General features: G+C 70.8%; 16 protein-coding genes. 7 read left to right on the forward strand and 9 right to left on the reverse strand.

All coding sequences use genetic code 11. From position 1 onward, the window contains the following. Nucleotides 1–20 precede the first annotated feature (20 nt). Nucleotides 21–857, forward strand: a complete 837-nt coding sequence (locus tag ABZ464_RS04630; RefSeq protein WP_359270872.1) for an aldo/keto reductase — start codon at nucleotides 21–23, stop codon at nucleotides 855–857. Between the two features lie 132 nt (nucleotides 858–989). Here ABZ464_RS04630 and ABZ464_RS04635 read toward each other — a convergent pair whose 3' ends face one another. The 4 genes from ABZ464_RS04635 to ABZ464_RS04650 form a co-directional block, all read right to left on the reverse strand. Further along, a complete protein-coding gene (locus ABZ464_RS04635) occupies nucleotides 990–3533 on the reverse strand; it encodes a hypothetical protein (RefSeq protein ID WP_359270875.1) in 2544 nt (847 codons plus the stop codon). Nucleotides 3534–3903: 370 nt separating this feature from the next. Further along, nucleotides 3904–4857 carry a class I SAM-dependent methyltransferase gene (locus tag ABZ464_RS04640; protein WP_359271426.1) on the reverse strand — a complete coding sequence of 318 codons (954 nt, stop codon included), beginning with the start codon at nucleotides 4855–4857 and terminating at the stop codon, nucleotides 3904–3906. Nucleotides 4858–5023: 166 nt separating this feature from the next. Then, the gene (locus ABZ464_RS04645) at nucleotides 5024–6748 is read right to left on the reverse strand and encodes a glycoside hydrolase family 6 protein (protein ID WP_359270878.1); all 1725 of its coding nucleotides are present in this window, start codon (nucleotides 6746–6748) and stop codon (nucleotides 5024–5026) included. A 75-nt stretch (nucleotides 6749–6823) separates the two neighbouring features. After that, on the reverse strand, nucleotides 6824–8320 hold the full coding sequence (locus ABZ464_RS04650; protein ID WP_359270881.1) for a cellulase family glycosylhydrolase: 1497 nt from the start codon (nucleotides 8318–8320) through the stop codon (nucleotides 6824–6826). Nucleotides 8321–8584: 264 nt separating this feature from the next. On the opposite strand from ABZ464_RS04650, the gene ABZ464_RS04655 reads away from it, so the two are divergent. The 3 genes from ABZ464_RS04655 (at nucleotide 8585) to ABZ464_RS04665 (ending at nucleotide 14756) form a co-directional block, all read left to right on the forward strand. After that, nucleotides 8585–11500 carry a glycoside hydrolase family 48 protein gene (locus ABZ464_RS04655; protein ID WP_359270883.1) on the forward strand — a complete coding sequence of 972 codons (2916 nt, stop codon included), beginning with the start codon at nucleotides 8585–8587 and terminating at the stop codon, nucleotides 11498–11500. A 143-nt stretch (nucleotides 11501–11643) separates the two neighbouring features. Continuing rightward, nucleotides 11644–14307, forward strand: coding sequence for a cellulose binding domain-containing protein (locus tag ABZ464_RS04660; RefSeq protein WP_359270886.1), 2664 nt, complete (start codon nucleotides 11644–11646; stop codon nucleotides 14305–14307). Nucleotides 14308–14414: 107 nt separating this feature from the next. Continuing rightward, a complete protein-coding gene (locus tag ABZ464_RS04665) occupies nucleotides 14415–14756 on the forward strand; it encodes a hypothetical protein (protein WP_359270889.1) in 342 nt (113 codons plus the stop codon). Between the two features lie 75 nt (nucleotides 14757–14831). Here the strand turns inward: ABZ464_RS04665 and ABZ464_RS04670 are convergent, their stop codons facing one another. From ABZ464_RS04670 to ABZ464_RS04685, 4 genes are all read right to left on the reverse strand, one after another. Next, on the reverse strand, nucleotides 14832–16703 hold the full coding sequence (locus tag ABZ464_RS04670; RefSeq protein ID WP_359270892.1) for a rhamnogalacturonan lyase: 1872 nt from the start codon (nucleotides 16701–16703) through the stop codon (nucleotides 14832–14834). A 150-nt stretch (nucleotides 16704–16853) separates the two neighbouring features. After that, the gene (locus ABZ464_RS04675; RefSeq protein WP_359270895.1) at nucleotides 16854–17627 is read right to left on the reverse strand and encodes a class I SAM-dependent methyltransferase; all 774 of its coding nucleotides are present in this window, start codon (nucleotides 17625–17627) and stop codon (nucleotides 16854–16856) included. Between the two features lie 171 nt (nucleotides 17628–17798). Beyond that, on the reverse strand, nucleotides 17799–18104 hold the full coding sequence (locus ABZ464_RS04680) for a 4a-hydroxytetrahydrobiopterin dehydratase (protein WP_359270898.1): 306 nt from the start codon (nucleotides 18102–18104) through the stop codon (nucleotides 17799–17801). Between the two features lie 102 nt (nucleotides 18105–18206). Beyond that, nucleotides 18207–19301 carry an ADP-ribosylglycohydrolase family protein gene (locus ABZ464_RS04685; protein WP_359270901.1) on the reverse strand — a complete coding sequence of 365 codons (1095 nt, stop codon included), beginning with the start codon at nucleotides 19299–19301 and terminating at the stop codon, nucleotides 18207–18209. 60 nt (nucleotides 19302–19361) lie between these two features. Between ABZ464_RS04685 and ABZ464_RS04690 the strand changes: the two genes are divergently transcribed. Continuing rightward, entirely contained in the window at nucleotides 19362–20195 is an 834-nt protein-coding gene (locus tag ABZ464_RS04690) for a helix-turn-helix transcriptional regulator (protein ID WP_359270904.1), read from the forward strand. Here the strand turns inward: ABZ464_RS04690 and ABZ464_RS04695 are convergent. Continuing rightward, nucleotides 20181–20609 carry a hypothetical protein gene (locus ABZ464_RS04695; protein WP_359270907.1) on the reverse strand — a complete coding sequence of 143 codons (429 nt, stop codon included), beginning with the start codon at nucleotides 20607–20609 and terminating at the stop codon, nucleotides 20181–20183. The genes ABZ464_RS04690 and ABZ464_RS04695 overlap by 15 nt on opposite strands. A gap of 452 nt (nucleotides 20610–21061) precedes the next feature. On the opposite strand from ABZ464_RS04695, the gene ABZ464_RS04700 reads away from it, so the two are divergent. Both ABZ464_RS04700 and ABZ464_RS04705 read left to right on the forward strand, forming a co-directional pair. Further along, a complete protein-coding gene (locus ABZ464_RS04700) occupies nucleotides 21062–21925 on the forward strand; it encodes a helix-turn-helix transcriptional regulator (RefSeq protein WP_359270909.1) in 864 nt (287 codons plus the stop codon). Between the two features lie 49 nt (nucleotides 21926–21974). Beyond that, entirely contained in the window at nucleotides 21975–22781 is an 807-nt protein-coding gene (locus ABZ464_RS04705; RefSeq protein WP_359270912.1) for an SAM-dependent methyltransferase, read from the forward strand. The last annotated feature ends 51 nt before the right edge of the window (nucleotides 22782–22832 follow it).

The raw sequence follows: 22832 nt of genomic DNA on the forward strand, positions 1-22832 counted from the left end.
AACCGAAGGATCGAGAGCTCGTGAGCAGCAAGGTCCCCCCGATCATCCTCAACAACGGCGTGGAGATGCCCCAGCTGGGCTTCGGCGTCTGGCAGGTGCCGGACGACGAGGCGGAGCGGGCGGTCTCCATCGCGCTGGAGGCCGGGTACCGCAGCATCGACACAGCGGCGATCTACGGCAACGAAGAGGGCACCGGCAAGGCGATCGCCGCCTCCGGGGTGCCCCGCGAGGACATCTTCGTCACCACCAAGCTCTGGAACTCCGACCAGGGCTACGACGCGACCCTGCGCGCGTTCGACACCTCGCTCGGGAAGCTGGGCCTGGACCACGTCGACCTGTTCCTCATCCACTGGCCGCTGCCCGCCCGGGACCGGTACGTCGACACGTACAAGGCGTTCGAGAAGCTGTACGCCGACGGCCGGGTCAAGGCGATCGGCGTCTCCAACTTCCCCGTCGAGCAGCTGCGGCGCCTGATCGAGGAGACGTCGGTGATCCCGGCGGTCAACCAGATCGAGCTGCACCCGCATCTGCAGCAGCACGCGCTGCGGGAGTTCCACGCGGAGCAGGGCATCGCCACCGAGGCCTGGTCGCCGCTGGGTCAGGGCAAGGGGCTGCTGGAGGTGCCGGCGATCGTCGCGATCGCCCAGAAGCACAACCGCACGCCGGCCCAGGTGGTGCTGCGCTGGCACCTCCAGGTCGGCAACGTGGTGATCCCGAAGTCCGTGACGCCGTCGCGGATCAGGGAGAACATCGAGGTGTTCGACTTCAGCCTGGACATCGAGGACCTGGCGGCGATCAGCGCGTTGAACGAGGACCGGAGGATCGGTCCGGATCCGTCGACGTTCGACATCGGCTGAGGCCGGGACCGTCGACGGGACCGTCGTGGGGTGAGGGGCGTGGCCGCCGGGCGCGCCCCTCTTCTCTTCTCTCCTCTTCTTCTTTTCTTCTCTTCTCCTCTCAGAGCAGGGTTTGGGGGAGACAGGCGCCTCTCACAGCAGGGCCCGGGAGACCGGGGCCGCGCCGTCCACCGATTCGGACAGGACGACGGGAACGGTGGTGGAGGGCGGGGTGGTGGTGGGCGGTGGAGCGGTGCCGCCGCCGACGACGAGATCGCGGACGCACATGTCGAACGCCGGGTCCGAGAAGTAGTCGGAGTGGCCCTTCGGGGGCTGGTAGCAGGTGTCGCCCAGCTGCTTCGACAGCTGCATCGGGTCGAGCAGCTGCCGGTCTCCCCGGTGCGGGGTGGCGCCCGGCGGCAGCGGGTCCGCGTCCCGTACGACCCATCCGCCGATGGGGTCACTGGGACGGTACAGGTTGTACCAGCGCGTGTCCCGGGCGAGGCCGGGGTTCTCCCCGGGGGCGGGCAGGGCGTCCCCCGGCGCGAGGGCGAGGAGCTGTCCGAGCCGGTGTACGGCGTCGGCGTTGAAGTAGGCGGGGAAGAACCGCGCGTACAGCCGGGTCAGCGGGCAGCCGTAGGTCAGCAGGGCGGTGCGGACGCCGGCCGTGGTGTTCGCCTGCAGCAGGACGGCCGCCCCGATCACGGACCCCTGCGAGTGGCAGGACAGCAGGACCCGGCCGCCCGGCGGCTCCTGGTGGTCGACGGCGGTGCCGGTGAGGTATTCCAGGCGGGTCAGCAGGTCGGGCACGGTCCGCTCGGCGTAGCAGGGCGGGGCGAAGGGGTGGGTGGCGCGCGGCCAGAAGGTGCCGACGTCCCAGAGGATGCCGACCGTGCGCCGGAAGCGTTCGCTGCGGTAGGCCTGGCGTCCGGCCCACAGCAGTGCGGCGACCAGGCCGGTCAGGACGAGGTTGGCGGCGGTGGTCAGCCAGCGGGAGCCGTCGGTGACGAGCCGGGTGCCGAGGGCCAGGTCCAGGGCGACTCCGGCCACCGTGATCACGGCGGCGGCGAGGAGCAGCAGGCCGAGGGCGTCCTGGGCGGCGGGTCCGAGCCCCCGCGCGCGGGCCCACCCGGCGGCGATGCGCCGACGCCGGCCCCGCGGTGCTCCGTGGGTGTCGTCGGCAGGGTAGAACGCCTCGACGCGGCTGAGCGCGTCCGTGCGGCCGCGGCGGATGTCCGTCCAGGCGAGGGCGGCGAGGAGCAGGGCCACGACGACGAGGGCGAGCGCGCACACCGCCGTCCAGAAGTACACGGTCGGCACCACGAGGGGCCGCTGATCGCCGGTGGTGTGTCCGGGGACCGTGGGGGCGCCCAGTATCTCCGCGATGCGCAGGGTGACGCCCGCGGCGAGGGCGGTCGCCAGCAGGGTGGCGAGCAGGGCGACCCCGGCCATGGTCATGCCGCCCCAGGCCGGGCGCGGGAAGTCGGGGTTGCCGAGGACGTCGTGTCCGGCCGGTGCCTTCTTCGCCGTGCCGCGGACGACGTGGGAGGCGGCGAGGAGCAGCAGCAGCGCGCCCTGTGCGATGAGCAGCCAGCGTACGGCGCCGGTCTGCCAGGGCAGGGCGGTCGTCCCGGCCGTCGCGTCCGTCGTGGCCGCCGGGTTGCCGTCCGCCGCGCCCCAGCAGGCGACGGCGAGGGCACCGGCCACGAGTGCGGCCACGAGCCAGGGCAGGAGGCGGTAGGGGCCGCCGTCGCCGTCCCGCCGGGTCGCGTCCTGCCCGGGCCGGTTCCGGTCCTTCACCCAGGGCACCCAGGCCACGACCAAGACGACGACGAGAAGCAGGGCGAGCAGCAGGAGGTTGCGCAGGACGGCCGCCGCCGGGTGCCAGGCGTCGCCGTGGGAAAGGGCTGTGAGGTCCGCGCCGGGCAGCAGCGGCGCGAGCAGCAGGACGCCCACGACCGCGAGGGCCCCGGCGACGTGCAGGGCGCGCAGCTTGCGCACGGGTCCGCGGCCGTTCCACAACCGGCGGTCCTCCAGCGGCAGTCGGACGTCCGCCGCACGGTCGACCTGCGGGACCTGTTGGGCCTCCATGGTGGCCCAGGTCCTGCGGGCCGTCCACCACAGCAGTCCGACGAGGGCGAGCGGCACGATCGCGGCGACGGCGAGGTGCCGGCCGGTGGAGTCCATCCAGCCGTAGTGGAGCCAGTTCAGCCAGAACCCGCCGCTGGAGCAGGCCGGTTGGGAGGATCCGGTGGGCGCGCCGCACTGCCAGCCGACCAGGTCCATCGACACCGAGGTGGCGGCCAGCACATAGGTGCCGGTGAGGGAGAGCGCGAGGAGCCGCTGGACGGCGTTGCGCTCCGGGACGACCCGGGTGCGGCCGTCGGCGATGCGGTGTCCCGGGTCCATGTAGTAGGCGAGGTTGAGGAACATGAAGGGGAGCAGGAGCAGCCACAGGGCACGGGAGTTGTCGCCGGAGGTGAGCTTTCCCCAGGCGTATCCCTCGCGTCGGAAGTCCGGCCCGTCCGGGGCGCCGCGGGCGCCCTCCCAGACCCGGCGGTAGAAGCCGGCGAGCCGGTCGCCCGCCACCAACGCGACGGCGGGGTGGCAGAGTTCGGCCTCCGGCGGCGTCCCCGGCACCCCGTGGACGCGCAACTCCGTCCAGCCGCTGATGTCCTGACTGACGTAACGGTCCATGACGGCCCCCGTCTCCCCCCGCACGGACCGCGTCCGGGATGCCGCGTCCGAGCGGAACCGCACTCCCATCGTACTGCTGAAACGTGACCCAGGTCACTATGGATGACGAGGGGTGAGCGGATGGCGGGGGCGTCGGCGGAGGGCAGGGCCGTCGGCGCATTGCGGGGGCTGTGGGCGGATGACGGTCGACGGTCGACGGGCGGTGGTCGACAGTCGACGGTCGACGGAAGAAGGGCGGCGGTCGGCGGTCGGCTGTCCGCGGTCGGCGGTCGGCGGTCGGCGGTCGGCGGTCGGCTGTCCGCGGTCGGCTGTCCGCGGTCGGCGGGAGAATGATGACGGGCGGCGGGCGTGCGGGGGCTCGCCGACAGGGTTACGCGGGCTTCACCGCCGTATGCACCGTGTGTGCCGCCAGGACGAACACGTCGGACCTGCGCCGCACGCCGGCCGGGTCGGCGGGGTCGAGGAGGCGGTCGAGTGCGGCGCGGTCCTCCGGGTCGAGGGCGTCGCCGTAGATCTCGCGCAGCCGGCCCAGCCAGTCGGCGATGTAGGTGCGGGCCCGGTCGGAGGCGGGGGCGGGCAGGTCGAGCAGGAAGCTGCGACTGCGGGTGTGCTTCAGGCCGGCGGAGCCGAGCAGGGCCGGCCAGTCCTCGGCCACCTCGACGGAGCCGGGCAGGTCGGCCCGCATCTGCGCGAACCACTCCTCCTGCAGCGCGTCGAGCCGCGACTCCAGGCCGGGGCGGCCGAGGCCGATGTCACGCGGCAGGAACCGGCTCGGCAGACCCCCTTCCATGATCGCGAGCGTGCCGCCGGGTGCGAGCCGCTCCGCGAAGGCGGTGAGGGCGGCGCGCTGGTCGCCCAGGTGGTGCAGACTGCGGCCCGCCCACAGCAGGTCGGCCGGGTAGTCCAACTCGTCGAGTACGCCGGGGAGTTCACCGGCCAGGGTGCCGAAGCGGTCGGCGTACCCGAGCCGGGCGGCCCGCTCGCCGGCCCGCTTCAGCAGCGGCTCGGAGCCGTCGACCGCGAGGACCCGGGCGCCGGGGAAGGTCTCGGCGAACAGTCCCGAGACGACGCCCGGACCGCTGCCCAGGTCGACGATCAGCCCCGGCTCGGTCACCTCCTTGCCGAGCCAGGCCAGGGCCCGCTCGTACAGCGGCGTGAAGAGTTCCGCCTGGGCCTCGAGGTGCGGGGCCATCTCCGCCCAGTCGATGTCGGTGTGGTGGCCGTGCCCGTGCCGGTGGCCGCGGCCGTGCCCGTGCTCGCCGGTGTCCCGGTGATCGTGCCCGGACTCGCCCTCGTGCCGGTGCTCGTGCGGGTGGTGCGCCATGGTGGTCAGCCTCTCGTCGGTGTGTCGCAAGCGTGCTCCGACCGACCGCGCGAGGGCCATGTTTGTTGCCGGGACGGCAAAAATTTCGCTCCTCCGGTCCCGGAATCCGCCGTGTCCGGCCGCCCCCCGAGGTCGGGAGCGGCCGGACGGGACCACGCGCCGGTTCCTACAGCGGCGGGTAGGCGTTCTGCATCAGCTGCTGGAACTGGGCCGAGAACCAGTGCCCGGACAGCGGAGCGTTGGCCAGGGCTCCCGACATGTTGTTCCCGTTACGGGCGTTGCCCGTGTACGTCGGGTCGCACATGCGGTCGAAGCCCTTGCCCTCGTCGTTGGCGATGGCGGTGCTGGAGCCGTCGGACTCGCCCGGCGGCTTCATCCACACGTACGCGTCGACCCCGGCGGCCGGTGCGGCCTGCGGGCGCTCGCCGAGGCCGGCGCCGGACTGGTTGCACCAGTTGCCGATGTGGATACGGCGGTCGTAGCGGCCCCCGTTGACGTACGTGTCGACGCTGGTCGTGGCGCCCGGACCGGTGGGCCGTGCGGTGCCGCCCCAGCCGTTGCGGGAGGTGTCGATCAGCATGCCGATGCCCGACCGGAAGCCGGTGGACACCAGCTGGGTGCGGAAGGCCTGTGCGTACGACAGCTCGTCGACGTACCGGTTCCAGTCCACCCACTTCGACTGGCGTACGGAGGTGCCGTTGACGCTGTCGTTGATGGTGAAGTTGTTCTCCTTCAGGGCGCTGTAGTTCGCCGTGTTGGTGATGAAGCCGTGCACATCGTCTACAGTCGCCCCCTCCGCGTTGGCGGCCTCGTAGAAGACCTGGGCGGCGGGCGCGAAGTTGTCGTCCCAGCCGAGCCAGCCGTGGTGGCCGGCGTCGATGTAGTTGTAGACGTTGGGGATCGCGCCGAGCTTGTTCAGGGCGTAGCCGACGCCCTTCACGTAGTTGCCGTTGGCCTTCATCGTGTCGCAGGCCGCGGTGGCGGTGGGCCGGCTGCCGGTGTTGGTGACCAGGTTGGGCAGCGAGTCGATCTCGATGGTGGTGACGATCCGCAGCGAGGCGTACTTGCTGTCGGCGAGGATCGCCGCGATCGGATCGATGAACTGCGTCTTGTACTTGTCGATCTCCGTCGGGCCGAGTTCGCCGTTGGAGGCGAGGGCCGCGCAGTCGCGGCCGGGCAGGTCGTAGACGACCAGCTGGACGACCTCTTGACCGCTGCCCTTCTGGGCGAGGGCCGCGTCGAGGTGGGCGCGCAGGCCCATGCTGGTGCTGGTGCCGTTGATCGCGGCGATCCGGTCGAGCCAGACGCCGGTGGGCTGGCTGGAGATGCGGGAGCCGCCCGTCTCGGCGGCCGCCTTCGCCGACCACTCCGGGTTCACGTACACCTTGGCGCCCGCATACGGGTTGTCGACCTTGGTGGACGGGGTGCCCGGGTCGGTCGGGGTGCCGGGGTCGGTGGGGGTGCCGCCGCCGCTGTCGACGTTGCAGGTGACCCCGTCGAGTGTGAACGTGGCCGGGACCGCGTTGGTGCCGCTGTAGGAGGCCTGGAACCCGAAGCTGACCGAACCGCCGTTCGGCAGCGTCCCGTTGTAGGTCTCGTTGTTCGCGGTGACGGCCGTACCGGACTGGGTGATCTTCGCGTTCCAGCCGTTGGTGATCTTCTGGTTGCCGGCGTACGCCCACTTCACCGACCAACTCGTCTTCGCGGCCGAGTTGTTGGTCACGGTGACGTTGGCGGTGAAGCCGGTGTCCCACTGGTTCTGCACCGTGTAGGCGACGGTGCACGGGATGGCGGCGATGCCCGGGTCCCCCGGGACCACCGCGAGTGCCGTCCCGGAGGCGCCGGCGACCAGCGCCAGCGCGGCGAGCATCGCTGTTCTGCTACGGCTCATGAGTGCGGGTTTCCTTGTCCGTCGCGGGTGTTGTCCGTTCTGTCCGTTCCTGACATCCCTTGCTGCTGATGGCGCCTATCCGTCGAGGGCGCGCAGATGGTCGCGCAGCCCGGTGCCGTACGCGGTGGGGGTCCCGTCGTAGCTGGAGATCAGGGACGGGCCCGAGGAGCAGTCCCAGGTGTTCCAGGTCCAGCCCAGGTACGACAGGCTCCGGTCGTCGAACCACTTCATGACCTGGTCGACGAACCCGTGCGAGCAGGTGTTCTCCCCGATCTCGCCCGCCACGAGCGGCACCTGGGCGGCGACGGGGGCGAGCGTGGAGTTCCAGCAGCTCTCGCTCGCGCAGGAGTTGAAGTTGTAGACGTGGTAGGCGGCGGCGAGATTGCCGGTCGGGTCGGTGGGTTTGTAGGTCAGCCACTGGCTGAGGTCGTTGGAGTAGGCGATGCCGCCGGCGAGGATCACGTTGCGGGCGCCGGTCGACCGTATGGAGTCGACGAGATCCTGCATACCGGCGACCTCGTACCCGATACCGGGGCAGGTGCCGCCGTCCCGCCAGCACTGCCACGCCTGGGTGGCCGTGGAGGTGGCCCGGTCCGGGTAGGGCTCGTTGAACAGGTCGAACACGACGGCCTGGTCGCCCTTGAAGGTGTTCGCGACCGACGTCCAGAACGACGGGGTGTACTGCATGTCGGGCATCGGCTTCTGGCAGCTGGCGTGCACGTCCGCGCAGCCGGCCGAGTTGCCGGTGTACTGGCCGTAGGTCCAGTGCAGTTCGACGACGGGTGTCATGCCGTGCGCCTCGACGCGGGCCACCAGGTCCTTGACGGCGTTGATGTAGTTCGATCCGCCGTAGGCGGAGTTGATGTTCGACAGGCCCAGCCAGCACTCCTCGTTGAGGGGGATGCGGACCGTGTTGGCGTTCCAGTCGGCGATGGCCTGCACGGCGGCGTCGTCGACCGGGCCGTCCCAGATGCCGCGGCCCTGGACGCACATGAACTCGCCGCCGGACCGGTTCACGCCGAGCAGTCGGCGGGTGCGGCCGTCGGCGTCCACGAGCTTGTTGCCGGAGACGTGCAGGGCGGGCGGTGCGTCACCGGTGCCGGGCGGGGTGGTGGCCGTCGCGGTGGGTGTCGGCGTCGGGGTCGGGGTGGTTCCGCCGTCGACGTTGCAGGTGGTGCCGTTGAGGCGGAACGCCGTCGGCACGGCGTTCGTCGTGCCTTTCGACGCGATGAAGCCCGCGTCGACGCTCGCGCCGGTACCGAGCGAGCCGTTCCAGCTCTCGTTGGCCGCGGTGACCGTCGTGCCCGTCTGGGACCACTTGGCGCTCCAGCCCTGGGTGACCTTCTGCCCGTTCGCGAAGTCGAAGGTCAGGCTCCAACTGGTCACGGCCGCCGCGTTGTTGGTGATCCGCACGGCCCCCTGGAAGCCGGCGTCCCACTGGCCGGTGACGGAGTACTCCACCGTGCACGCGGGCGTGGCTCCCTGTGCCGTCATGACCGGCACGGTCACGCCCGTCCCGAGGGCGACCGTGCCGGCGACGGCTAAAAGGATTGAACGAGGGGGGTGTCGCATGAGCGACTCCTTGCAGCTCAGCGCGTCGTGACGGACGCGTCGACTGATGGAATCGCTCCCACTGGTGTCTCGAAGTTAGCGCCAAGCCCTGGCAAAGAACAGGGGAGACGCTGACTTTCCCTCAACTTCTCGCGTCGAATGTTTTCGACTCTTCAAGCACCTTGACCGCCTTCACCCCCTTCCCCACTATGGGAGCGCTCCCACTGGTTCAGGGCTTGTTGCTCCTCCCCCCACCGTTCAGAGCCGCAAGGAGGAACCGGAACCATGGATCCCGTACGCAGACGTCGCGCGACGCGGCGCCTGTGGACCGCCGTAGTCGCGGCCCTCGCGCTTCCCTTCGCCATGCTCAGCACGCTCCCGACGCCCGCCCAGGCGGCGGCGCTCCAGTGCAGCGTGGACTACAAGACCAACGACTGGGGCTCCGGCTTCACCGCCGACCTCACCCTCACCAACCGCGGCAGCGATCCCATCAGCGGCTGGACCCTGACGTACGCGTACACGGGCAACCAGAAGCTGACGAACGGCTGGAACGGCACCTGGGCGCAGTCCGGCCAGCAGATCACGGTGAACAACGCCACCTACAACGGGACCATCGCGGCGGGCGCCGCGGTGAGCACGGGCGCGCAGTTCACCTACAGCGGCACCAACACCGCGCCCACGAGCTTCGCGATCAACGGCACCACCTGCGCCGGTGCGCACCAGCCGCCGGTCACCGTGCTGACCAGCCCCGCGGCGGGCGCGGTCTACACCCAGGGCGGCGCGGTGCCGCTCGCGGCGACCGCCGCGGCCGCCGACAACGCGACGGTCACCAAGGTCGAGTTCTACGACGACACGACCCTGCTGGGCACGGACACGACCTCGCCGTACACCCTGTCGGCCTCCGGGTTGTCGGTGGGCAGTCACTCGCTGGTGGCGAAGGCCTACGACAGCCTGGGCGCGTCGGGCACGTCGACGCCGGTCGGCATCACGGTCGCCTCGGGACCGGCCGTGGTCGCCTCCGCCGGCCAGCTGGCGGTGCAGCAGGGCAAGACCGGCACGTACGAGGTGAAGCTGTCGACCCAGCCGTCGGCCAATGTGACCGTGGCGACCGCGCGGGTCAGCGGCAACACGGGTCTGACGGTGACCGGCGGCGCCTCGCTCACTTTCACCCCGTCGAACTGGAGCACCGCCCAGAAGGTGACCGTCACCGCGAACGCCTCCGGCACCGGCGCGGCCGTCTTCGACTCGACGGCGACCGGACACGCGAAGGCGTCCGTCACGGTCACCGAGATCGCCGGCAGCAAGGTGTACGACGCGCGGTTCCTGGACCTCTACGGCAAGATCACCAACCCGGCGAACGGCTACTTCTCCCCCGAGGGCATCCCCTACCACTCGGTGGAGACGCTGATCGTCGAGGCGCCGGACCAGGGCCACGAGACCACGTCCGAGGCCTACAGCTACCTTCTCTGGCTGCAGGCCATGTACGGCAAGATCACCGGCGACTGGACCAAGTTCAACGGCGCGTGGGACATCATGGAGAAGTACATGATCCCCACCCACGCGGACCAGCCGACGAACTCGTTCTACAACGCGTCCAAGCCGGCGACGTACGCGCCGGAGCTGGACACGCCGAACGAGTATCCGGCGCGGCTGGACACGGGTGTGTCGGTGGGATCGGATCCGATAGCCGGTGAACTGAAGACTGCATACAGTACGGACGACGTCTACGGTATGCACTGGCTGCAGGACGTCGACAACGTCTACGGCTACGGCAACGAGCCCGGCAAGTGCGAGGCGGGCCCGACCGCGACCGGACCCTCGTACATCAACACCTTCCAGCGCGGTGCGCAGGAATCGGTGTGGGAGACGGTTCCGCAGCCGACCTGCGACGCCTTCAAGTACGGCGGCACGAACGGGTATCTGGACCTGTTCACCGGCGACTCGTCCTACGCCAAGCAGTGGAAGTACACCGACGCTCCGGACGCCGACGCGCGGGCGGTGCAGGCAGCGTACTGGGCGGATGTGTGGGCGACGGCGCAGGGCAAGGGCAGTGACGTTTCGGCGACCGTCGGCAAGGCCGCGAAGATGGGCGACTATCTGCGGTATGCGATGTACGACAAGTACTTCAAGAAGATCGGCAACTGTGTCGGTCCGACCGCGTGCGCGGCCGGCACCGGCAAGGACGCCTCGCACTACCTGCTGTCCTGGTACTACGCCTGGGGCGGCGCCACGGACACCAGCGCCGGCTGGGCCTGGCGCATCGGCTCCAGCCACACCCACGGCGGCTACCAGAACCCCCTGGCCGCGTACGCGCTGAGCAGTTACGCCGACCTCAAGCCCAAGTCGGCGACTGGGCAGGCCGACTGGGCCAAGTCCCTCACCCGGCAGCTGGAGTTCTACCGCTGGCTGCAGTCGAGCGAGGGCGCCATCGCGGGCGGCGCGACCAACAGCTGGGCCGGCCGGTACGCCACTCCCCCGTCCGGCACGTCGACCTTCTACGGCATGTACTACGACCAGCAGCCCGTCTACCACGACCCGCCGTCCAACCAGTGGTTCGGGTTCCAGGCCTGGTCGATGGAGCGGGTCGCCGAGTACTACCAGCAGACGGGGAACGCCGCCGCCAAGACGGTCCTCGACAAGTGGGTCGACTGGGCGCTGTCCAAGACCACGATCAACCCGGACGGCACCTTCCTGATCCCCTCCACCCTCCAGTGGTCGGGCCAGCCCGACACCTGGAATGCCTCGAGTCCCGGTGCCAACACGGGACTTCACGTCACCGTCGCCGACTACACCAACGACGTGGGCGTGGCCGCCTCGTACGCCAAGACCCTGACGTACTACGCCGCCAGGTCCGGTGACACGGAGGCGAAGACGACCGCCAAGGCGCTCCTGGACGGCATGTGGACCAACTACCAGGACGCCCTCGGCATCGCGGTCCCCGAGACCCGCGCCGACTACAACCGCTTCGACGACGGCGTGTACGTCCCGAGCGGCTGGAGCGGGAAGATGCCGAACGGCGACACGATCAGCTCCTCCTCGACCTTCACCTCGCTGCGCTCCTTCTACAAGAACGACCCGGCCTGGTCGAAGATCGAGAGCTACCTCGCGGGCGGTGCCGCGCCCGTGTTCACGTACCACCGGTTCTGGGCCCAGGCGGACATCGCCCTGGCCATGGGCTCGTACGCGGAGCTTCTCGAATAAGTCCCCGCTAACGCTCCGCGTACCGCGCCGGGCGGCCCCTTCCCGCATGGGGGCCGCCCGGTAGTCGCACATCCCGCACCCGGCACGTCGTACTTCCCGCACCTCCCCCCGCACACATGGCTTCGCGAGGAAGGACCCCCACCGTGCGAAGAAAGCGCATTCCGACAGCTGTGCTGGCGCTCGCCGCCGGCCTGCTCGCCGGCGGCCCGCCCGCGCTGGCCGCCGACGCCGGCCCGACGGCGACGCCGGCCGCAGAGTCGTACACCTGGAAGAACGCCCGGATCGACGGCGGCGGCTTCGTCCCGGGCATCGTCTTCAACCGCAAGGAGAAGAACCTCGCCTACGCGCGCACCGACATCGGCGGCGCCTACCGCTGGCAGGAGTCGAGCAAGACCTGGACGCCGCTGCTGGACTCGGTCGGCTGGGCGGACTGGGGGCACACCGGCGTGGTGAGCCTGGCCTCCGACGCGGTCGATCCGAACAAGGTGTACGCGGCGGTCGGCACGTACACCAACAGCTGGGATCCGGGCAATGGCGCCGTCCTGCGGTCCGGCGACCGGGGCGCCAGCTGGCAGAAGACGGACCTGCCCTTCAAGCTGGGCGGGAACATGCCCGGCCGGGGCATGGGCGAGCGGCTCGCCGTCGACCCGAACAGGAACAGCGTCCTGTACCTCGGCGCGCCGAGCGGCAAGGGGCTGTGGCGGTCGACGGACTCGGGGGTCACCTGGTCGCAGGTGAGCAACTTCCCGAATGTCGGCAACTATGTACAGGATCCCAGCGACACCAGCGGGTATGCGAGCGACAACCAGGGGATCGTCTGGGTCACCTTCGACGAGTCGACGGGCACGTCCGGTACGGCGTCGAAGACGATCTACGTCGGGGTCGCGGACAAGGACAACGCGGTGTACCGGTCGACGGACGCCGGGGCGACCTGGTCGCGGCTGGCCGGGCAGCCGACGGGATATCTGGCGCACAAGGGTGTACTGGATACCGTCAACGGCTATCTGTACATCGCATACAGCGACAAGGGCGGTCCGTACGACGGTGGCAAGGGCCGGCTGATGCGGTACGCGACGGCGACCGGGACCTGGACGGACATCAGCCCCGTCGCGGAGGCCGACACCTACTACGGTTTCAGCGGGCTGACGGTCGACCGGCAGAAGCCCGGCACCGTGATGGCGACCGCATACAGTTCCTGGTGGCCCGATACCCAGATCTTCCGTTCCACGGACAGCGGCGGGACCTGGACGAAGGCGTGGGACTACACGTCGTATCCCAACCGTGCGAACCGCTTCACGATGGATGTCTCCTCCTCGCCCTGGCTGACCTGGGGCGCGAACCCGTCGCCGCCGGAGCAGACGCCCAAACTCGGCTGGATGACCGAGGCGTTGGAGATCGATCCGTTCAACTCCGCCCGCATGATGTACGGGACGGGCGCGACGGTCTACGGCACGGAGAACCTCACCAACTGGGACAGCGGCGGCCAGTTCACCGTCAAGCCGATGGTGCAGGGGCTGGAGGAAACGGCGGTCAACGACCTCGCCTCTCCCCCGACCGGTGCGCCGCTGCTCAGCGCGCTCGGTGATGTAGGCGGTTTCCGGCACACGGATCTGACGAAGGTCCCGCCGATGATGTTCACGTCCCCGAACTTCACGACCACGACCAGCCTGGACTACGCGGAGACCAACCCGAACACGGTGGTCCGGGTCGGCAATCTGGACTCGGGCCCGCATGTGGCGTTCTCGACGGACAACGGGGCCAACTGGTTCGCCGGGACGGACCCTTCGGGGGTGAGCGGCGGCGGGACGGTGGCCGCGGCGGCGGACGGCAGCCGGTTCGTGTGGAGTCCGGCGGGCGCCGGCGTGCAGTACACGACCGGTTTCGGTACGTCGTGGCAGGCGTCGAGCGGGATCCCCTCCGGTGCGATCGTCGAATCCGACCGGGTCGACCCCAAGACCTTCTACGGCTTCAAGTCCGGGAAGTTCTACGTCAGTTCGGACGGCGGGGCGAGCTTCACCGCGTCGTCGGCGACGGGGCTGCCCAGTGGTGACAGCGTGCGTTTCAAGGCGCTTCCCGGCACGAAGGGCGATGTGTGGCTGGCCGGCGGGGCGAGCGACGGGGCGTACGGGCTGTGGCACTCCACCGATGCCGGCGTGACGTTCACCAAGCTGTCGAGCGTCGAGCAGGCCGACACCATCGGCTTCGGGAAGGCGGCGACGGGTGCCTCGTACCAGACGCTCTACACCAGCGCGAAGATCGCCGGTGTGCGGGGCGTCTTCCGCTCGACCGACAAGGGCGCGACCTGGACGCGCATCAACGACGATGCGCACCAGTGGGGTTGGACGGGTGGCGCGATCACCGGTGACCCGCGCGTCTACGGACGGGTGTACGTGTCGACGAACGGCCGGGGCGTCATCTACGGCGACACCTCCGACACCAGCGGGGGCGGCAGCGGGGGCGGCGGCGGTACGGATCCCGCCCCGGCCGGGGCCTGCGCGGTGACGTACACGATCACCAACCAGTGGTCCGGCGGCTTCCAGGCGGACGTGAAACTCGCCAACACGGGCACGAGCGCCTGGTCCGGCTGGAGCCTCAACTGGTCCTTCCCCAACGGTCAGACGGTCTCCCAGCTCTGGAACGCCGACTACACCCAGTCCGGTGCGGCGGTCACCGCGAAGAACGTCACCTGGAACGCCAATGTGGCGGCCGGGTCCTCGGTGAGCTTCGGCTTCACGGGCAGCTGGACGGGCTCGAACGGCAAACCGACGGCGTTCAAGCTGGGTGATCAGAGCTGCACGGTGGTGTGAGCCGGGGAGGGGCCAACCGGATGATTTCGTTCTGCGCCACGGCCCGGGTTTCGCTCATACGATCGATCCCGCCTTCATTCCGGGGGCAGGAGAGTGGGGAGGGGAACATGGGAGTGTCCAGACGTGCCCTGCTGGTCTCATCGGGCTCGGCGGCGGCGGGCGCGGTCCTCGCGTCCGCCGGCTCGGCCCAGGCCGAGGAGACCGAAGCCGCCGAGCAGGCGGACGAGTCGACCCCGGCGTGGGGCTACAACGTCCCGTTCCACGGGGTCACCGAGCCGGGCCCGGAGGACGGTTACATCAGCATGAGCTTCACCATCGACTTGATGCCCGGGCCGCCGGAGAAGGACGTCACCGCGCTGGAGGTGGCCAACGCCATCAACGAGCTGCTCACCTCTCGTGGATGGCCCGCCATCCGGTTCTACGGGAACGTGCCCAAGGCCCTGAACTGAACCACCGCACGACCGCGAACGCACGACCGTGAAGAGGCCCCGTCCGACCTCGGGCGGGGCCTCTTCACGCGTCGGTCAGGGGGTGTACACCGTCGGCCGGGGGGCCGTCGCCATGCCGTTGCCGATGAAGAAGCTCGGGTGCGGCGGCTGATTGTATGCAGTGTTCTGCCAGGCCAGGCCCGTGCGGTACATCGTGTCGTGGAGGAGGGTCGTGATGCGGGTCGTCGTCTCGTACGGGGTCGAGTAGATCCTGAGGGCCGTGTTGTCGGTGGTGGGCCAGACGACCTCCTCGCGCCAGTCGCCGAGGATGTCCCCGGACAGGGACGGGGTCGCCTTGGTGCTGTTGTTGGAGTGGACGCCGGAACCGGTCAGCAGGCGGGTGTCGGAGGATGTGCCGTACTTGTCGATGTGGGTGCCGTCGAGGAGTTCTCGGGTGGTGTCGGCGTCCCACCATGACAGGAAGTTGACGGAGGACGGTTCGCGGCCCTTCGTCGCGCCCGCCTCGTCGCGGACGGAGGAGTCGGAGGCCGACCAGACCTCGGCGCCGTCGTTGCCGGCCCAGATGTCGCCGGCGACGCCGCGGCCGTTGTCGCAGCAGGCGGCCAACTGCCAGTTGACCGTGCCGTTGGCCGGGTTGATGTACAGCTCGGCGGGCTGGCTGCTCGACTCCGAGACCTTGAAGTACTCCAGGCCCGCGTGGGACGGGTCGAGGTCGCCGAGGTGCTGGGCGTCGCCGTGGCCCGTCTTCGTGGTCCACAGGCCGTTGCCGTTGTCGTCGACAGCCATCGCGCCGTAGACGATCTCGTCCCTGCCGTCGCCGTCGACGTCCCCGACGGAGAGACTGTGCGAGCCCTGGCCGTCGTACCCCTTGCCGCTGTTGGTGGAGGAGTTGGTGTCGAAGGTCCAGCGGCGGGTGAAGGCGCCGCCGCGCCAGTCCCAGGCGGCGATCACCGTGCGGGTGTAGTAGCCGCGCGCCATGATCAGGGAGGGGCGGGAGCCGTCGAGGTAGGCCGTCCCCGCGAGGAAGCGGTCGACGCGGTTGCCGTACGAGTCGCCCCAGGACGAGACCGTGCCGCGGGCCGGGACGTAGTCGACGCTCTGCATCGCCCTGCCCGTCTGCCCGTTGAACATGGTCAGGTACTCGGGGCCGGACAGGACGTAGCCGCTGGAGTTGCGGTAGTCGGCGGAGGCGGTGCCGATCACCGTGCCGGTGCCGTCGACCGTGCCGTCGGCGGTCTTCATCGCGACCTCGGCCTTGCCGTCGCCGTCGTAGTCGTACACCTGGAACTGCGTGTAGTGGGCGCCGGAGCGGATGTTGCGGCCCAGGTCGACCCGCCACAGCCGGGTGCCGTCCAGCCGTATACCGTCGACGATCGTGTTGCCGGTGTATCCCGACTGGGAGTTGTCCTTGGCGTTGGTCGGCTGCCACTTGAGGACGAAGTCCAGCGCGCCGTCGCCGTCGAGGTCGCCCACGGAGGCGTCGTTGGCCTCGTAGGTGTAGGCGACGCCGTCGGGGGTGGTGCCGCCGGCCGGCGGGGTGATCGGGACGTCCTTGTAGCCGGTGCGGAACTGGATCGCGTGGACCGAGTCGGCCTGTTCGACGCCGCCCACGATCGCGCGGACCGTGTAGTCGGCCTGAGCGGGGGCGCCGGCGTGGAAGTAGTTGGTGGAGCCGGTGACCGGGGTCGCGTTGACCTTCGTGCCGGCCCGGTAGACGTTGAAGGAGACGCTGTCGGGGTCGGTGCCCAGCCACCGCCAGGTGACCAGGTTGCCGCTGTCGGTGTGGACGCTGACCACACCCCGGTCGAGGGCCTCGACCTGGCGGGCGGTGGCGGCCGACGCGGTGCCGGTGCCGAGCGCGGTCAGACCGGCGGCGACCAGGGCCGCGGCGGCTGTCGTCGCCGACAGGAGGGCTCGGCGTCTGCGGTGCTTGCGCGGGTGCTGCACGGGAAGAACCTCCAGAGAGGACGGACGGGTTCCGCACTCTCAGTCGCCGTGGGGTTCGGCCGCGTTGCCGTGTGTTTCGGCCAGTTCGGTGGCCGGATCGAGGGCCGGTTCGACGGCCGTCGGGTCATCGGGCGGGCGGCGGCGGCGAGTTCACCGGTTCGACGTCGGCTCCGGTGACCCCTGTGGTGGTTTGCGGAACGCGCGCAGGGTGAACTCCGGCTCCGGGCGCGGCCGTTCCTGGTCGGGCAGGGCCGCGAGGCGGGCGGCGAACTCGTCGGCCAGGGGGGCGCCGGGCGGCAGGGTGACGAACCAGCCACGCCTGAGGTCGGCGATCGCCCGGCGCGGACTGCGCCCCTGCCCCCGGCCGGCGAAACGGGCCTGCCCGGCGGGGACCAGGCCGGATGCGGCGGCGTACGACTCGACGAGCACGGCGGCGTCGGAGGCGGGGCGGCGCGGGCGGGAGGCGAGGACGCCGTCGATGTCACTGCCCACGTTGTGCGAGGCACCCTTGTCGACCGTGGTGACGTACACCCCGCCCGGCCGCAGCACCCGGGCACACTCGGCGACGATCCTGCGTACGTCCCCGGCGTCCTCGACCAGATGCAGCAGCCACACACTGCTCACCGCGTCGAACTGCCCGGTGCGAAAGGGAAGTCGGCGGCTGTCCGCGCGGACGATCGCGCCGGGCAGCCGGGCGGCGGCATGCCGGGCCATCTCGGGCGACAGGTCGACGCCCGTCACCTGCGGGGCGCCGGGACCGGACGCGAGCCGGCGGGTGACGATGCCCGTGCCGCAGGCGACGTCCAGCAGACGGCGGACCCCGGTCGGCAGCAGACCGAGGACGGCGTCCGCGGCGGCGGCCGCCCGGGGTTCACCGCCGCGTGAGGCGTCGTAGCGTTCGGCTTCCTTGTCGTAGTCCAGCACGCGCGCTCCCCGGTCCGCCCGTCGCCCGTATGCAATGTGCGCCACACTGTATGCCGCGAACCGCATGCGGCGTACCATATGTCGCCCATCGAATCCTGTACACCGTATGCGGCATACGGGCATCCTGCTCCCGTATGCCGGATTTCGCAGACTGTATACCGTCGCCCGGCGTCACTCCGCCCCGTGCCCGCCCGCCGCCGCCTCCACCCGCCGCGCCAGTTCGACGTCGAGTTCGGTGACGGCGCCGCCGACGCTGTGGGTGTTCACCGCGAGCGAGACGGTGTTGTAGCCGAGGGTGAGGTCGGAGTGGTGGTCGAGCTCTTCCTGGATCTGTGCGACATGGACGACGAGGGCGGTCGCGGCGAAGTGGGAGGCCAGGCGGTAGGAGCGGGTGAGGCGGTCGCCGTCCAGGGCCCAGCCGGGCAGGTCGGACAGGCGGTGTTCGATCTCCTGCCGGGAAAGCGGTTCCACGGCCATGGTGTGACTCCCTTCGTGGGTGTCGCGTACCCGTCCAGCCTGCCACAGGAGTGCCACGGCGGCCCTGGTCAAGAGGGTCCCGGCGGACGCCGTGCGGCGAGGTCAGGCCCGGGCCGCCTCGTCGGCGAGGTCGTCGGCGACGGCGGCGATGCGGGCACGGCCCTCCAGTTGGCGCAGCCAGGTGTGCGGCAGGCCGTGGTCGCCGTGCCGGGCGCCGAGGAGGTTGCCGCAGATCGAGCCCGTGGAGTCGCTGTCGCCCGAGTGGTTGACGGCGAGCAGCAGGGCGCGTTCGACGTCGGTGTGGGCCAGGGCGGCGTAGACGCCGAGGGCGAGGGCCTCCTCGGCGATCCAGCCGGCGCCGAGCCGTTCCGCCTTCTCGGCGGTGGGGTCGCCGTCCGCCGCCAGGTCCAGGGCCTGCAGCAGGGCGGTGCTCGTCTCCTCGTGGCCGGGGTGCCGGGCCAGCAGGCGCAGGGTGCGCAGGACGGCGCCCTCGAGGGACTCGCCGTCGACGAGGTGCCGGACGATCGCGGCGAGGGCGCCGGCCGCGTAGTAGCCGGTGGGGTGGCCGTGGGTCGTCTGGGCGCAGACGGCGGCGAGCCGGAAGGCGGACTCGGCGGGGGCGCCGGTGAGGCCGAAGGGTGCCGCCCGCATGACGGCGCCGCAGCCCTTGGAGTCCGGGTTGACGGGTCCGGGCGGGCCGAGTTCGGCCCAGGGTTCGGGGACGAAGTCCTGCTGGAGGCCGCTCAGGCAGGCGTTGCCCGGGGCGCGGCGGGCGTACAGCCAGGGTTCGGTGACGAGTCCGTCGGTGGGTCCGGCGTAGCCGTGGGCGGTGGGTCCGCCGTCGGGTGCGGGGACGCGCTGGGTGTGCAGCCAGCGTTCGTAGGCCCAGCGCACCAGTCGGGGACCGCCGCCGCCGATGCCCTTTCCGCGTTCGCGGCGCAGGGCCTGTTCGACGCCCTCCGCTGTGAACAGGGTCATCTGGGTGTCGTCGCTGATGCGGCCGACGACGCCCGCCGCGTCGGGGACGGGCCGGGTGACGCCGCGTTCGCCGTGTGCGGCGCGGATCCGGGCGAGGGAGTCGAACTCCACGGGGTAGCCCAGCGCGTCGCCGAGTGCCCCGCCGAGCAGACAGCCGCGCACTCGCGCCCGGTACACCGCCTCGGCCTCGAACGCGTTCCTCCGCGCGATCCACGGCACGGTCGTCCACCACCTCTCGCCCACGCCCCGGCGCGGGCTCTGTCGACTACGGTCGTACGTATGGCCATTGTCGCGACCGGTACGAACGCCGCGCCCGCCGACCCCGCCGAGCCGGGCGTGGGCCCCTTGCTGCGGGCCTGGCGCGAGCGCCGGCGGGTCAGTCAGCTGGAGCTGGCGCTGCGGGCGGGTTCCTCGGCCCGGCACATCAGTTTCGTCGAGACGGGCCGCTCCCGGCCCAGCGAGGAGATGGTGCTGCGGCTGGCCGAGCATCTGGAGGTGCCGGTGCGGGAGCGCAACGCGCTGCTGCTCGCGGCGGGTTACGCCCCGCGCTATCCGGAGACCCCGCTGGACGACCCGGCGCTGGACGCGCTGCGCGCCGGTCTGGAGCGGCTCATCCAGGGCTACGAGCCGTATCCGGCGCTGGTGGTGGACGCGAGGTACGACGTCGTGGCGGCCAACCGGGGGATCACGATGCTGCTGGAGGGGATCCCGGAGTCGCTGCTCGCGCCGCCGTTGAACGCGATGCGGCTCACGCTGCATCCGCGGGGACTGGCGCCGCGCATCCGCAATCTGCCCGAGTGGCGGGGCCATCTCCTGGCCCAGATGGAGCGTCAGATCGCGCTGCACCGCTCGGCTCCGCTGCGGGCGTTGTACGAGGAGGTCGCCGCCTACCCGGTGCCGGAGGAGGGTGTCCGTCTCGTCGAACCCGCGGAGCCCGTACCGTACTTCGCGTTGCCGATGCGGATCGAGCACGAGGGGCGGACGCTGTCGTTCATCTCGTCGATCTCCACGTTCAACACGCCCATGGACGTGACCGTCGCCGAGCTGGCCGTGGAGACGCTGCTCCCGGCCGATCCGGCGACGGTCAAGTACCTGCATTCACTGATGAGTTGATGCCTTCAGGGCGAAGTGTTGGAGTACGGCGAAGCCGGCCACCGTCAGGGCTTGGAGCACCGTCCACACCGTGCCCGCCGCGGTCGGCGACAGCCAGAGGGCGAGGGCGAGGCAACTGAGCACCGTCCAGGCGAGGTTGGCCTCCACCACCGCCCGCACCGGCAGGGCCGCCGGGCGGGTGCGGGAGGCCAGTGCGCCGACGGCGACCGCATACACGGTGAGGAACGCGCCGAGGGCGAGCAGCAGGGTGCCGTCGACGCCGAGGAGGCGGCCGAGCGGGCCGGACGCGGCGAGGTAGGCGAGTCCGTTCACGCCGGTGACGACGGCGTCCACGGCCAGGAAGCGGCGCAGTGCGGCGTACGGATCGGCGGTGCGGGCGAGTGCGGTGAGCGGGGCGGGCTGGGCTGCGGACATGGCGAATCACCCTCCGTCGAGGTCAGGGGCGGGGTCGGGATCGGGTTCGGAATCAGGTCCGGATCGGGTCCGGATCGGGTCCGGATCGGGATCGAGGTCGGGTCCGGATCGGGATCGAGGTCGGGTCCGGATCGGGATCGAGGTCGGGATCGAGGTCGGGATCGAGGTCGGGATCGGGATCGGGTCCGGATCGGGATCGAGGTCGGGATCGAGGTCGGGATCGGGATCGGGTTCCGGGTCGGAGTGCGACGGCCCGGAACCCGGTGACTCCACGATCCCGTCCGGAAGGGGACGAGTCGATTACCCCTGACGTCATGGACCGTTGACGTGTACCCCTGACGTCGCGTACCACTGACGTCACGCGTGGCGAGGACCTCATCGCCGTACCCGTGAGACTGCGGCCGGAACATGACACACTGACCCGCGTGCCCGACACGTAGGGGAGACGTGGCGTGAGTGAACGGCGGCCCGCGCCTACGGTGGGCCAGGTGGTGCTCGGCAGACGACTCCAGGAGCTGCGCGAGGCGGCCGGTCTCGGCCGCGAGGAGGCGGCCCGCGCGTTGCGGGTGGCTCCGGCGACCGTACGGCGCATGGAGACGGCCGAGGTCGCGCTGAAGATCCCGTACGTGCAGGTGCTGCTGGAGGCGTACGGCGTCCCCGAGGGCGAGGCGGAGTCGTTCGTCCGGCTGGCCGAGGACGCGAACCTGCCCGGCTGGTGGCAGCGTTTCCACGACGTGCTGCCGGAGTGGTTCAGTCTCTACGTCAGCCTGGAGGGTGCGGCCCGGCTGATCCGCAGCTACGAACCGCACTTCGTGCCGGGGCTGTTGCAGACGGAGCGGTACGCCCGCGCCGTGCTGGAGGCCGGCACGGTGGGGCGGACCACGCCGGACACGATCGAGCGGCATGTGTCGCTGCGGATGGCCCGGCAGCGGCTGCTGGACGGGCCGAACCCGCCGCATCTGTGGGCGGTGCTGGACGAGACGGTGCTGCTGCGCCCGGTGTGCGAGGACCCCTCGGTGATGCGTGAACAGCTCGACAGGCTGCTGGAGTTGACCGAGCGGGACCGGATCACCCTGCAGATCGCCGAGTTCGCCGACGGCCCCCATCCGGGGACGGCCGCGCCCTTCTCGCTGTTCCGTTTCGCCGAGCCCGAGCTGCCCGACATGGTCGTCACCGAGTATCTGACGGGCGCCCTGTATCTCGACTCGCGCACGGAGGTCTCCGCGCATCTGGAGGTCCTCGACCATCTGACGACGCACGCCGCGTCCGCCCAGGAGACCCGCGGGCTCCTGGAGGACCTCCGCGAGACCCTCTGAGCACCCACCGACCGTCACGTCCGCCCCACGCGCGAGGAGAAGAGCCCGTATGACCGGATCCGAGGATCGGCAGGCCCCCGTCCGTATCGACACCAGCAGGCCGCATCCGGCGCGTGTCTACGACTGGTGGCTGGGCGGCAAGGACAACTACCCGGTGGACGAGGAGCTGGCCCGCAAGATCCTCGCCGTGGACGGCACGGTGCTGCGCGGGGCGCGCGGCAACCGGCGTTTCATGCAGCGTGCCGTCCGCGCCGCCGCCGAGGCGGGGATCCGGCAGTTCCTGGACATCGGCACGGGCATCCCGACCGAGCCGAATCTGCACCAGGTCGCCCAGGGCGTGGCGCCGGAGGCGAGGGTGGTGTACGCGGACAACGACCCGATCGTGCTGCGGCACGCCGAGGCGCTGCTGCACGGCACCGCCGAGGGCTCCACGGAGTATGTGCACGCCGACGTCCGTGACCTCGCGGCGCTGCTGGAGCGGGCCGCCGAGTCACTCGACCTCGACCGGCCGGTGGCGCTGTCGCTGGTGGCGTTGACGCACTACCTCGACGACGGGGCCTACGACCTCGTACGGGAGTACGTCGCGCGGCTCGCGCCGGGCAGCTGGCTGATCCTCTCGCAGGTGACGCCGGATCTCAGCCCCGAGGCCATCGAGAACGCGGCGAACCACTTCCGGCGCAGCGGCACCCCGTTCTTCCCGCGCTCGCTGACCGAGTTCGCCCGTTTCTTCGAGGGTCTGGAACTGCTCGGCCCCGGTCTGATCCCGGTCTCGGGCTGGCGGCCGGAGCCGGAGGACGTGGCGGCGCAGGCGGAGGGCATCGTTCCGGTGTATGCGGGGGTGGCCCGCAAGGTCTGAGGGGCGGCGGCACGCTTCCTCGTCAGGCTCCCTCGGCCTGATCGGGGTCAG

Origin of the sequence: Streptomyces sp. NPDC005820, from assembly GCF_040630255.1 — a bacterium.
In the GTDB taxonomy this organism is placed as follows: domain Bacteria; phylum Actinomycetota; class Actinomycetes; order Streptomycetales; family Streptomycetaceae; genus Streptomyces.